This window comes from Leeuwenhoekiella polynyae, from assembly GCF_004104075.1.
Classification (GTDB): Bacteria; Bacteroidota; Bacteroidia; order Flavobacteriales; family Flavobacteriaceae; genus Leeuwenhoekiella; species Leeuwenhoekiella polynyae.
Genome location: NZ_QOVK01000002.1, coordinates 137,779 through 150,566, shown reverse-complemented (window position 1 = coordinate 150,566; position 12,788 = coordinate 137,779). Strand labels below are relative to the sequence as shown.

Here is a 12,788-nt window from a genome sequence, read left to right as displayed (position 1 = left end):
AGCACCTGTAGCAATAGTCAGGAACTGACTCAGTTTAGTTTTTCGCAGTGGGTATGTTAAATTCCTTGATACTGTTTAGGTTACTTATTTTCCAAATGTGGATACCACCGTGCCAACCTTCATCTCCATGCAATATGTATAAATCACCATTTAAAGAAATAATGTCTCCCTTAAGGTTGTTACCGGCCATACCAGGTACACCGGTTTGATCCCATACGCGTTTACCTTTAAAGATGTCTGCACCGGTAACTCCAAATTTCCCAACCATTAAGCCGTTGTCGTAAACGTGTGTGAATATATTAGTTTGCATTTGTTTCCAAAACTCACCGTGGTAATTCCAAAATATATTTTTACCTTCTACCAGAATCACTCCTCCGGGATATTGCACCCCATTGCCCATATCGTATCGCCCGTCTTCGGGATACGGACCGTAATAATTTCTGGCCGTTCCTACAGCTGTTTTCCATTTAAAGCCCGTTTCCCCCTTTTTCGTTGCACCCAGATGATACTTGTTAGAAGAATAATCAGGTGCTGCTGAACCTCCTTCAAAAGATATTATTAAGTTACTTTCAGTATCATTTCTCGGGGGGTAGTTCCAGCTAATGGTTTCCCTGTAAATGGGGTCACTGGGTTGCAGGATCCCTGTATTGGCTACTTCTTCTAAATCTCCCCATACCGGATTGTCATTTTGATCAAAACCGGTTAAACTTCGTTCTTTCCAGTAGAGTGGAGGCTGATTGGGCTTTACGACCAATTCACCGTCAAAATAGCGAATGTTGCCATTTGGGAGCAGGGTCGCTGTAGGGGTTCTTCTTTTAATTTTAATACCCGTATATCGCAAGCCTGTGTCTGCTAATTCGACAACTTCCCATTGAGTGGCATTTGTAGCAAGTTGAAAAGCATATGTTTTCCCATTGCTGAGCGTACTCACCCACTTTAGACGGTCGTATTCCCCATCTTGTTCTATTTTAAAATTACCGGCCCAATTTTTGACTAATTTCCAGTTCCCTTTTTCGATATCCACCGAGAACTCTAGATAATTTGCAAACACTCTTGTGGGATTACTTCTGTCTACTCCCATAGACCTTATCCAGCACTGGTACATTATAAAATCGTCTAAAGTATAGTCGGTATTGAAACGCAGCGATCTATAATTGCCTGTATCCCCCACCCACAGCTTCCCATCATCCTGATAGCATAGAAACGTTTTCATCTCAGGTTGTGCCGGGTTGATAAGCATAAATTTATGATCTAATACATTGGGGTTTGTACGATACCCTCCCGAAATACCTAAAGTTTTGATCAGAGAACCGGCAGAGTTAAAAATTTTTATTTGATTGGTTTCGCCGTCGGCAATAGCAATATTTTTGCCCGTTTTATTTAGAGCCATTGCCAAAGGTTCTTTAATGGTGTTGTTGAAAATATTACGATTATCAAGAAAACCATTGGTTAAAATGGTGTACTGCTCAATCATCTTATTGTTTATACACCAAAGTTGATTTCCTATAATTTTCAATTCTCTGGGATTTATAAAGTCGGTAAAGGTGTTGACTAAGCGCCCTGTATTTTTGTCGTATACCGAAATGCTATTGAGCTTGCCTCTTGCTATGAATAAATAATTACCATTGTTCTGAACCGCCATTCCTGTAATTCGAGATTCTTCGCCTTGAACCCTACCGATTACTGATCTATATTTATGGTTGGAAGCTAAGGTATATTGAGATCCATGGGTAAAATCGTACTGAGCATTATCGGCTATATTGATTGCAAAAACCATTGTCGGTTTTTGATCATTCCAGATATCTAAACCTCCTATAAAAATCCTTTTTTCGTCTGCACAGATATACGGAACTTCCAAACCATAATGAATTCTTGAAAGTACCGGGATATTTTTATTGATATTATTAATTTTAAACTTTTCAAAAGCAGGATCATGTTCATTATAACCACAGTTATAGTAGAGTTGTTCACCCACCTGAATCATGCCCTGTATGACTTGCGCATTATTGAAAATGGAGTCTCCTCCATGTGTATTTGAAGTGTTGCCTATAATGCCTTTCCATTCGTAATTAACCTTATTAGCAAGAATTTTAATAGTAGTCGTAGTGTCATTTACCGGTTTTCCTTCATCATCCAATCTATCCCAAACCACACGATGAGTTCCACTTTTTTTTTCAAGATTACTCCAGAGGGTTCGAAGCAATGTTCCATCTTCGGTATAAACCCCCGCGCTGGTTCTTAAAGACTCCTTTAAGGTATAGGTGTTTGCCGGTTTGGGTATATTATGGAGTGGATAATAATTTTGGGCAACTGCTGCGTACGAAATACCTAGTAAAATACCTAGAATTTTTTTCATTGCTGTCCCGAAATTATATAGGAGTCTGGCCCCTGCTTTCTCAATAACCCGAAATTGACATTGCCAGAATAACTGTTCAATACCCCCGGTCTTTCTGATGTATAATTGAGTTTTACACCTGAGTCTGTAGCGATGGTTAATACCGAACCGTTATGTGCTTCTAAATTTATAAAGTCTCCAATTTTCATAGTGTCAAAACCTTTACTAATCGTTAGTGTAGCACTAGCTGTGCACGATATGGTGTTACCTATGTCTTCGGGAGTAATGGTTCTAGAAGCTCTGAAATCCAGTATTTTTGATCTGGTTAGGTATGTTTCATCAATTTCTTTTAACCAGGCGATCTTCATGCTGTCTACCTGAGTTTTGGTGTAAATTTCGGGAGTTCCAGTCAATTTAGCATACGTACCGTCAAAATCATCAGAAACATCCTGATCCCAAGCATCAAATACGGAAGCTGTATCTTCAGAGAATGTGATGGTATTTAAACCAGCTACCTGAGACGCAGAGATTGTACCTGTTATGGTCTCTGCCTGTTTTGCATATAAAGCGTAGGGTACACTCAAAAGCTCGGTGACCCCTGTTAACGTATAATTTCCTGTGCCTGTAGGATCTATTTGTGTTTTAATAAAATGTGAATCAGCCCCCCAATCAATTGTATCAAAACCACCCCAACTAATTGTACCGGTACCAATCTCTAAAGTGACTAAACCATTCTCGTTTGTTGTTGTATAGTGAGTTTCTTGATAGAGACTATTGCCTTCAGGAGAACCACTAAGAATATCGATTTTAATAGCAACTTCCGACGCTATGATTAGATTGTTTTCGCTATCGCGAACAATGGCCTGATAACTTAATTTTTCTGGAGTTTGGGAATAGCTTTCCACCAGGATGAAAAGCGACAAGATACCTATCAAAATCCATTTCATTTTTTTTAAGTTTTAAGTAATTTAAATGTTTTTATGAGTTTGTTATTATTCATTATGATTACAAAATAGGCAGCAGCTTGAAGTCTTTGACATGCTATTTTAGTTTTTCCGGTTTTAATTACTTCGTGTTGTACGCGTGAACCGTTTTGGTCAAAAATGGTATACGTGATATTAGGATTATTAAAATCTTTAATTTCTAGTATTAAAAAATCGGTTATGGGGTTTGGATATGCTAATATACTCACATTATGTTCTGGTTTTTCAGTTCCTAAAAAAACTTCTGAAGCCACCGGTTGTTGTACACCGGCTAATATAGTAGTTTGAGAATTATTTAAGTAATGAAAAAACACTTGGCCTACTGAGAAAGAAACAGAACCCTTATCGCTTTTCAGATTGCCGCCTGAAGCACCCATATTGACAAATTGTGTATCCAAACCTATTGAAGTTTGGGAATAATTATTTTGAAAATTGAATATAAAGATTAGAAAGATGAGTTTAAGGGGTGTCAGTACTTTCATAAGTATTCTCTATTTGGGGTTGACTAGGGTTAAGAATGTGGTTGTTCTTAATTTTTTACTAAAATAACAATAAATAATCGATGAAATACATATAAATCAGATAAAATGTTTTATATCGTATTTTTTAAGCTTTCTTAAAAAAACTGGGCCTCATCAAGATTGTTTAGAAATACATCTTAAAAATTGAGGTTTTGGTTTAAGTGTTTAAAAATTAGCTATATACGGTTGGATTGATCTTGGCGCTTCAAGCGATTAATTTGGATGACGCTAATTAATAGTCTGAAAAGAAATACACACTTTTGAAGTGTACTTCACAATATTTGCTGGATCAAGCGAAGGCAAACAGGATGGAATCCAATACGTACTGTCTTCTAAAATCAGATAACTACTGCTGTACCAATTAGCATAGTATGCGACTTTCCTAATAATACGTTAAGTAACAGGCTGTTTTGCTGTATTGGCCTCTGAGGATTTTTTTAATGTTAAGCTGGATGGGGTTTATAAAACGTATGGGGAAATCAAAGCCCGAAAGGGTAGCAGAACTAAGTTTCTGGAAGAGCTGATCCTGAAGTTGGAGTATAAGATGCGGCAGGATGAGGCTTGATTACAGGTTATTGAATTCACCTGTTTTCAAAGAACCCCTTCGGCTATCGCTCAGGGTGAATTCTCGAAATGACAATACGTTAGCTCTTTATGTCTTGTATGGCTACTTTGCTATATTAAGAGTCTCAAGTCTCAAGCGGCAATAGCAATGCCCAATTTCCCAAACAAGGAGTTGAAAAAAAAATACTAATATTGATTGTACGTTGAAAGGCTAGTGTACAAAAGTCTTTATTATTTATTCTCATTCTAAATAATGAGTATATTTGCAGTTAAGTTTATCTGTCATGTCCCCTAAACCTGATCATACTTCTGAAGCTTTGCTTTTCTCTCAATTGAAGGGAGGAAGTGAACGGGCCTTTACACACTTTTTTGAACGCTATTATCCTGCTGTCACCGGCTTTTGTAAACAGTTTGTATATGACGAGGAGCAAGCCCGAAGCATGGCTCAAGAGGCTTTTATAAATCTTTGGTTGAATCGGGAAAATCTTCAAAAGCCTGAAGGGATACCCTCTTTTTTATATACTGCAGCCAAGTCTAAATGTCTTAATGTACTCAAACATGAGAAGGTGGTGCGGAACTACCGGAATGTGGCATTGGCTGAAAAAGAACAGAATCTGAATCTTGAAGTCTTGAATGCATTGGATTACGACAGTTTGAGTCTTACTGAACTGCAAGAAAATGTTTCGCGTTTTTTAGAACAACTCCCCGAGCAGACCCAAATTATCTATACTATGAAGCGGGTAGCGTATAAAAAGAACGCAGAGATTGCAACCGAGTTGAATATATCTATCAAAACGGTAGAAGCCCATATGACACGGGCTTTAAATCACCTTCGAGAGGCACTTTCAGACTACCTTCCTGCCTTTTTGATCGCCCTCTTTCTAGACTAATCTTAAAAAAATCACAATTTAACATAGGGTTTGCTGATTCTGAGTTGTACTTAGATCAAACCTGCTATTTAAAACAATGGATAAAGCTATTCTCTATAAATATTTCAACAATGAAGCAACAGAAGCAGAAGTCGATGTGTTGTTTGCGTGGATTGAAGCAGCTCCTCGAAATAGACAGGAATTTATACAACTGAAAACAGCCTGGGCGCTTACTTCAGAAGCTCAGATGGATGCCAGCCTTTTAAAGAATCAACGTCCTCAATTGAAACCAAAACAAAGCCGGACTAAAATTTGGAGATACGCAGCGGTCTTTTTAGTGTTGCTTGGAGGAGCACTCACCTGGTATGCTTCGCGATCTGCATTTGAACCCAAAACAGAAAATGCCATTGTACTTGAGGTATCACAAGATGACTCTTATACCCTAGAAAAAGAGCAACCGGTCTTGATTACTGCTGCTAACGGTATGCAGGTAGCAGAAGCAACTGCGCAACAGATAACATACGAAAAAGATGCCGACAGCACACAGATTTTGCCCCAACGCATCACGGTACCTTATGGTAAAACCTACAAAGTTTTGTTAGCCGATGGCTCTCAGGTATATCTTAACGCAGGAAGTACTTTGGAGTTTCCTAATGTCTTTACTGGAGCAACACGAGAAGTACGTTTAACAGGGGAAGGCTTTTTTGATGTAGCTAAAAACCCTCAAAAACCTTTTCAGGTGCATACCGGTCCTCTAACTGTAGCCGTATTGGGCACCCGCTTTAATGTCAAGGCTTATGCAGAATCTGGTTTTATTGAGACCGCATTGGAAGAAGGCGCTGTAGGGCTTCATCAAAATAAAAAACTTAAGTCTGGTATGGTATTGATCCCGGGAGAGTTGGCTTCTTATAACCGAAACACCCAGGAGTTTACCAAAAAGGCCGGCAATATAGAGCAAGAAATCGCCTGGATTTACGGTGAGCTGTTATTGGATAATACGCCATGTACGGAAATCTTAAAAAGGCTAGAGCGGCATTATAATGTAAAGATTCATAACCACTATCCGCAGTTGGCGCAGCAAAGCTTTAGCGGTACTGTAAAACTTGATTTAGGCATTGAGCAGCTCCTTCAAGTACTTCAGTTGGATACAGATTTTGTGTATGAGATCCATGGTCAACATATTACCCTAACCAAACCTAACACCAACCATTAATTTATAGCTAATGATAAAAACTAAACTACGGGTATGGAGCCTACCGTACCACTTGTTCTTTTTTGGAATGCTTTTAATGAGTTTTTCTACAACGCTTCAAGCACAACAAATAAAGGTTAAAATAGATCAGGTTCCTCAAAGTCTGGATCAACTGATAGCTTTGGTAGAGGCACAAACAGATTACCGTTTTGTATATAATACCAGTAAGATTACTTTAAACACCAGTTTACAAAAAGCACCTACAGATACAGAACTTGTTCAATTATTAGATGCTATTTTTTCCGAATTACCCTACCGGTATACGATAAAAGGTAAGCAGGTTATCATTTTAGAACAAAAACCGGCTTTACAAAATCAAGAGCAAAGCCGAATGATTACCGGGACTGTACACGATACCTATGGCAATCCCTTGCCTGGCGCTACGCTTACTGTGGTAAATACCCGAAAGGGAGTGATGACCGACGCAGCCGGAAACTTTAAGTACTTGGTGCAAGCCGTTGCTCTGAATGCCGTACAGCTGGAGGTAAACTATCTGGGAATGGAAACCCAACTCGTGACTTTAGGATCACGCAGCCGATTAGACATTCAGATGGAAGAAGCGCAAAACGAACTGGATCAGGTAGTGATTACCTCTTCATACGGTACTCAAAAGCTAAAGGAGGAAGTGGTAGGAAGTATTGTCACCGTGACCGATAAAGAAATACCCATAGAGCAGGCTTCAGAAAGCATCGATAAAATGCTGGAAGGGCAGGTAGCCGGGGTACTGATAGAGAATACTTCGGGCGTGGGTGAACCGGTGCGTATCGATATTCGCGGACAGGGTTCGTTGACGCCGCTTAACAATCCCTTATTGGGAACCTCTACCCAGCCGCTCATTATTATTGACGGTGTGATCATGACGGAAGAAACCGGGATCGACAATGCGTTTTTTGATGGGGGAGGGGTTGCCGGAGAATCGTTTACCAATCCGTTGGCTAAGATCGCTCCTGGAGATATAGAAAGCATCAACGTTTTGAAAGATGCTGCAGCAGTGGGTATTTATGGTGCCGATGGAGCTAACGGCGTGATCATTATCACCACCAAAAAAGGAAAACGCGGCAAGACCCGCTACAGCTTTTCTACGCAGTTGGGAGTTTCTGAAGCGATCAATCAAATTCAGTATTTGAGCGGCTCGCAATACACCCAATTGCGCAACGAATTTTTACGCAATACTGGGGGAACCTTACTTTTGGAGAATGGTTTAAATACCAACTGGTTTGATCTCTTAAACACTACCGGGGTGTATACTAAATACAACCTGAGTGCTTCGGGAGCTTCAGAACGCTTTAATTACCGGGCCAGCGTTACCTATCTGGATATCGATGAGCCACAAATGGGTAATGAGAATAAACAGGTTAATGCCAACATCAATTTAGGGTATGATTTGGGGAAGTTAAACTTCCGCTTATCCCTTTCTCCCAGCTATCAGCAACGCACACAACCCAATATCTATTATGGGTATGCTTTTGTACCGCGCTTGAGTCCGTATAACGAAGACGGTTCTTTTGCATTACTCGGTGTAAACACCGTAGCCAATCCGCTAGCTGCCATTGCACAAAATCGAAATGACAACACCGGTTACGGCCTCCTGGGAAGCTTTAACATCAATTATCAGGTGATCGAAGGCTTAAAGATTTCGTCTCTATTCGGTTTAGATTATAAAGACAAAGAGCAAGACCGTTATTTTTCGGGCGCCAATGAAAGCGGAAGAGGGAACGGAACTTTTGTGCTTGATGGAGAAACCTACCCACGCTGGGGACGTCGCATAATCAATGGGCGTAATAGCACCCGCTGGAACTGGCAAACGCAGGTTTTCTATGAAAAACAATGGGGCGATCACGGTTTTGATATCCTGGGCGGACTCGAACTGAGTGAGGAAAAAACCGATCTGGATTATGCTTCAGGAACCGGGTTCACCAACCCTGACAGCATTAATGCGGTTGCCGATGCGGTACAGGATGATAATCTGGATACCGCTGTAGATGAGCGTTTCAGTAACCAAACATACCGTGCCGATATCAATAACAACTCCCGGGTTTCGTTTTACGGGCAGGTGAATTATAACTATAAAGGCAAGTATTATTTTCTGGCCAATTTCCGAAGAGATGAGAGTTCGGTCTTTGGTAGCGACAGCAATGTGGCCTACAACGGCGGTGCCGGATTGAGTTGGGTACTTTCAAAAGAAGATTTTTTGAACGACACCGCTTGGTTAGATTTTTTAAGACTGCGTACCAGTTACGGAAGCACCGGGAATTCGCGTATTGGTTCGTACCGTGCTTTAGGCTTGTACAACCGCCGCATCAATTCGGGGTATAATGGTCTGACGGAAGCAACGCCTAGTGCAGCACCCAATCCGCAGTTGAGTTGGGAACGTAACATCAAGTACAATGCTGGGCTCGACATCAACCTGTTTGGACGTTTACAGCTTACTGCAGAATATTATTACGACGATATTAGGGACCTGATCACCTCGCGTGATATTCCTTCAGAAAGTGGGTTTAGTAGTCTGCAACTCAATGCTGCGCAGATGTACAACACCGGGCTGGAGTTTAGCGCACGTATGCAATGGGTAGATAGTAAGAAACTTAAATGGAATACGAGTTTCAATATTGCGACCCTTAAGAATGAGGTAACCGATTTGGTTGGGCTGGGAAGTGATTATTCTACTGCAGCACGTGCTCTTGCACAACGTATCGGCTATAGCACCTCTGCGATCTGGGGACTGGTTTGGGCAGGTATCGATCCGGCAACGGGAAGAGATATGATTCGGTATAATGATCAGGTTTATGACCTTGCGACCTACCGCTCTTTATATACCGAAGCCAACTGGCAACCCATTGGAGACAGTCAGCCGGATGCTTATGGAGGATTCAGCACCAGTTTTCAATTTGGGAACAGTTTGAGCCTGAGCGTGAGAGGATCGTACCAAATAGGCGGGGAGTACTTGGCCGATTACCAACTGATCTCGCAGTATAATTTTACAACGAGCCGTAATCTTTCCGTGAATGCGTTTGATTATTGGAGAGGCCCGGGAGACACTGCAGCCTTACAGCCTTTAGTGAGCAATACCAACCCTATAGCCGCTAACATGAGTAAATATTTGTACGACGCTACGTTTATCAAACTGAGTAATATCAACCTGACCTATACTATACCAGTGCGTACATTGAAGGTTCCGTTAGACCAACTTTCAGTATTTCTCGATGTATCTAATGTAGCCTATTGGTATAAAGACAAATCGCCGGCGGGACGTAATGGGATTCGCGAATTCCGTTTTACCTATCCACAGGCACGCACGATTTCACTAGGAGTTAAAACCAGCTTTTAAACACATGATGATGAAAAAAAATAGATATACCACGAGTCTTATGCTCCTCCTGTTACTGCAAGCAGGTTGTAGTGACTTTTTAGAACAACAACCGGGAAGTCAGATTTCTATTGGGGAGCAGTTGGCTACCCGCGAGGGGATGCTGGAAGCCGTTGCAGGGATGTACTCTTCGATGGAAACCACTCTGCGTTTTGAACAATACACCGTATATGCTGATCTGCAAGGAGGAAATTTGAAATTCTCACCGGATGCTTTGGGAAGCAATCAAGGGGCGCTAAGCGTACCCCCTAATGTACAGCAGGTGTATAATTTTAACGATACCGCTTTAGAGAGTGAGATGGAATCCTTTTACGACAACAGTTATGCGGCGATCTCTGCGGCCAACTTGCTGTTAGAATACATCGACAAGGTAGCCTATTTGAGTGCTACAGACCGGGATGCTATTGCTGCTGAAGCGTTGAGTGTACGGGCGATGATGCACTTTGCCTTGTTGCAGGTGTATGCACAGAATATTAAGTATCCTGAAGCCAATACGCCGGGGATCGTCTATAAAACCGAAACCCTGCAGGAAGCTTTAGATTATGCACCGCGTTTGGGATTGCAGGAGACCTATACTGCTATTACCGCCGATCTGGAACATGCGCTAAGCCTATTTCCTGATGCCCCTGTTTTAGAAGGCCCCGGGTACTCGTATTTTAGAGCTATGAGTGCCGAAGCTTTGCTGGCTCGTGTCTATTTGGAACAAGGCGCCTGGGAAAATGCATATACCCACGCCACGCAGGTGATCGCTACTTCGGGCGTAACACTTACGCCTAAAGAAAGCTATCTGGAGTCTTGGGAAGAACCTTTGCAGCCGGTTTCTGAGATCTTGTTAGAGCTTTCAGTTTCTGTAGATGCCGATGGAGCTATTGGTGGAAGTAGGTCTGCACAGTATGGGTATAGCAGTGCGAATACCTATGCCGATTATGTGGCTTCTCAAGATCTGCTTGACCTGTATGCTCCTGAAGACATACGTGGAGCTCTTTTTGTGGTTAAGGAGTTATCTACTTTAGAAAACGAGCAATTGGTAGACCGCCCCTATTATTTCACCGGGAAGTTTCAGGGGAATCCCGGGAATCCCATCTTACGCTTAAGCGAGCAATACCTGATCGCAGCAGAAGCCGCTTACCAACTCAATAATACTGATGCCGCCCTGAGCAACCTGAATATGATTCGCGAGCGTGGAGGGCTACAGGCTTTAGTACAAATCGATAATCTTGAAGAAGAATTATTTTTAGAACGCAGACGCGAACTCGCTTTTGAGAACCAACTCTTTTTTGACCTAAAACGTATGGGCCGCGCTGTGAACCGCAACGACGGCTGTCTGGCTACCACCTGTATTCTGAACTATCCCTCCAACTTTTTTGTACTACCCATCCCGCAAAGCAATATTAACCTCAATGCAAACTTGATACAAAATGAAGGCTACTAAACTACTATTCCTATTGGCATTGAGCCTTATTTTAGGATGTACTGACGATGAGTTGAGCAATCAGCAAAATCAGGAGCTCCCGGCTTCTTTACGCTTTAACTTTTTGGTCAACAACAATAATGAACCTTTGGAATACCCAGAGCTTAGTGGTAATATGTTACCAGTAGCAACGTATGAGAATACCTCGTTGCGCACCTTGAAAATCCCTGTGGTATTGAGTGCGCGCGCCCTTGAGGAGACGGTTACCGCTAGCTATAGTGTAACTAGTGGTTTGCCTGATACCGCCTATGAGGTGCAACCCGAAGAACTGAGCTTTACGGCAGCACAACCTACCGATACAATCGAGGTGCGTTTTAACCGACGCTGGACAGTAGGGGAGACTATAGATTTTAGCCTTACCGGTGTTTCGGATCCTAACATTCAGTTGGGTGCTTGGAACGATACTACAGTAGGCGATCGCTTTGAAGTGACTTTAGGCGAGGTAAACACTAGCTACCAGCTGAATACGAGCAGAATTGACCTCTCAGGTACGGTGGGAGAAACAGTGGATTTTCGTGTGGAATTCCCTAATGGGTATATTGAAGAGGAAGTAGATGAAGCGGCGATCTTCAGCTTCTTAAATGGATTTGAGTATACCTTAGCCCGTATGGGGCAGGGAAGTGATTATATCAGCTATAGGTTGACCCTAAACGAAGATTTGAGCGCTGCAGATGTCAATTTTCAGACCATTATTACTTTACAACAGCAACCAGCATATAACATTTCGGGTAATGCCAATCTTTTGGTGATCAAACCCATACAAACCGATCGTGATCTGGCAACCAATCCGGCGTCTCATTTTTACGATACGAGCAATCCCTTCTATCTGGTACGTGGCGAAAACTGGATAGACCATGATAATGATGGCGCGTGCAGCTGGAGGTCCTGGACTGCCTTTGCGGTACCGGTTGAGGTAGCTGCAGACCATCCAAATGCGATTTTGGGTTCTGACAATGCTACACCAGATCCTGCTGATGATGTGTATTATGATGCCTACCGTATCGGTTTCAGTTCATCATTGGCAGGCAGAACGACCAATCCGTTCAACTTGCAACGTTGGTTTGCTAATGAAGCAACCGATGCTTCCGCATCACCGGGCTTTAATATTGAGGCGGCTATTGAATTTTATCCGGAAGGAGGAACCAATACTACCCAAGGAAGTGTTGCTGTGATTCCACAGTTTTTAACGATCTCTAACAGAGATGGCGAACTATTTGAATTGGCGATCTCAGGAAGTGGAAGCTACCGTCAGGTTTCAGAAACGCTCTGGGAGATGAAGTTTGAATTGCGGGTAACCAATGATGCGTTGTATGGCGGAACCGTGACCTCAGAATATTATATCTATAACGACAGGGGTTATGAAGATCCTGCAGACTTACCGGGCAACTCGTGCGTAGAAGAGATCACCCTTTAATTCTTTAAATCA

At 42.1% G+C, this 12,788-nt stretch carries 9 protein-coding genes; 6 read left to right on the top strand and 3 right to left on the bottom strand.

What is annotated here, in order from left to right:
- Positions 1-34 precede the first annotated feature (34 nt).
- From DSM02_RS03780 to DSM02_RS03770, 3 genes are read right to left on the bottom strand one after another with little or no spacing between them, the layout of a single operon-like run.
- Positions 35-2,356: a hypothetical protein gene (locus tag DSM02_RS03780; RefSeq protein ID WP_128764416.1), complete on the bottom strand. Its 2,322-nt coding sequence runs from the start codon at positions 2,354-2,356 to the stop codon at positions 35-37.
- Positions 2,353-3,282, bottom strand: coding sequence for a hypothetical protein (locus DSM02_RS03775; RefSeq protein ID WP_128764415.1), 930 nt, complete (start codon positions 3,280-3,282; stop codon positions 2,353-2,355). Before DSM02_RS03775 ends, DSM02_RS03780 begins: the two co-directional genes overlap by 4 nt.
- 5 nt (positions 3,283-3,287) lie before the next feature.
- Entirely contained in the window at positions 3,288-3,800 is a 513-nt protein-coding gene (locus tag DSM02_RS03770) for a T9SS type A sorting domain-containing protein (RefSeq protein ID WP_128764414.1), read from the bottom strand.
- A gap of 457 nt (positions 3,801-4,257) precedes the next feature.
- Here DSM02_RS03770 and DSM02_RS03765 point away from each other — a divergent pair, with 457 nt between their 5' ends.
- From DSM02_RS03765 to DSM02_RS03740, 6 genes are all read left to right on the top strand, one after another.
- On the top strand, positions 4,258-4,404 hold the full coding sequence (locus DSM02_RS03765; RefSeq protein ID WP_128763320.1) for an RteC domain-containing protein: 147 nt from the start codon (positions 4,258-4,260) through the stop codon (positions 4,402-4,404).
- Positions 4,405-4,687: 283 nt separating this feature from the next.
- Positions 4,688-5,293 (top strand): RNA polymerase sigma-70 factor, encoded by a 606-nt coding sequence (locus DSM02_RS03760; protein ID WP_128764413.1) that lies wholly within the window; start codon positions 4,688-4,690, stop codon positions 5,291-5,293.
- Positions 5,294-5,369: 76 nt separating this feature from the next.
- Positions 5,370-6,485 carry a FecR family protein gene (locus DSM02_RS03755; protein WP_128764412.1) on the top strand — a complete coding sequence of 372 codons (1,116 nt, stop codon included), beginning with the start codon at positions 5,370-5,372 and terminating at the stop codon, positions 6,483-6,485.
- A 10-nt stretch (positions 6,486-6,495) separates the two neighbouring features.
- The gene (locus DSM02_RS03750) at positions 6,496-9,852 is read left to right on the top strand and encodes a SusC/RagA family TonB-linked outer membrane protein (protein WP_128764411.1); all 3,357 of its coding nucleotides are present in this window, start codon (positions 6,496-6,498) and stop codon (positions 9,850-9,852) included.
- A gap of 10 nt (positions 9,853-9,862) precedes the next feature.
- Positions 9,863-11,323, top strand: coding sequence for a RagB/SusD family nutrient uptake outer membrane protein (locus DSM02_RS03745; protein ID WP_164918226.1), 1,461 nt, complete (start codon positions 9,863-9,865; stop codon positions 11,321-11,323).
- Positions 11,310-12,776 carry a hypothetical protein gene (locus tag DSM02_RS03740; RefSeq protein ID WP_128764409.1) on the top strand — a complete coding sequence of 489 codons (1,467 nt, stop codon included), beginning with the start codon at positions 11,310-11,312 and terminating at the stop codon, positions 12,774-12,776. The genes DSM02_RS03745 and DSM02_RS03740 overlap by 14 nt, the downstream gene beginning before the upstream one ends.
- The last annotated feature ends 12 nt before the right edge of the window (positions 12,777-12,788 follow it).

What these genes read in the sequence shown, in the direction of transcription:
- DSM02_RS03780 (WP_128764416.1), bottom strand. Translation starts at nt 2,356, where the DNA reads ATGAAAAAAATTCTAGGTATTTTACTAGGTATTTCGTACGCAGCAGTT.
- DSM02_RS03775 (WP_128764415.1), bottom strand. Translation starts at nt 3,282, where the DNA reads ATGAAATGGATTTTGATAGGTATCTTGTCGCTTTTCATCCTGGTGGAA.
- DSM02_RS03770 (WP_128764414.1), bottom strand. Translation starts at nt 3,800, where the DNA reads ATGAAAGTACTGACACCCCTTAAACTCATCTTTCTAATCTTTATATTC.
- DSM02_RS03760 (WP_128764413.1), top strand. Translation starts at nt 4,688, where the DNA reads ATGTCCCCTAAACCTGATCATACTTCTGAAGCTTTGCTTTTCTCTCAA.
- DSM02_RS03755 (WP_128764412.1), top strand. Translation starts at nt 5,370, where the DNA reads ATGGATAAAGCTATTCTCTATAAATATTTCAACAATGAAGCAACAGAA.
- DSM02_RS03750 (WP_128764411.1), top strand. Translation starts at nt 6,496, where the DNA reads ATGATAAAAACTAAACTACGGGTATGGAGCCTACCGTACCACTTGTTC.
- DSM02_RS03745 (WP_164918226.1), top strand. Translation starts at nt 9,863, where the DNA reads ATGAAAAAAAATAGATATACCACGAGTCTTATGCTCCTCCTGTTACTG.
- DSM02_RS03740 (WP_128764409.1), top strand. Translation starts at nt 11,310, where the DNA reads ATGAAGGCTACTAAACTACTATTCCTATTGGCATTGAGCCTTATTTTA.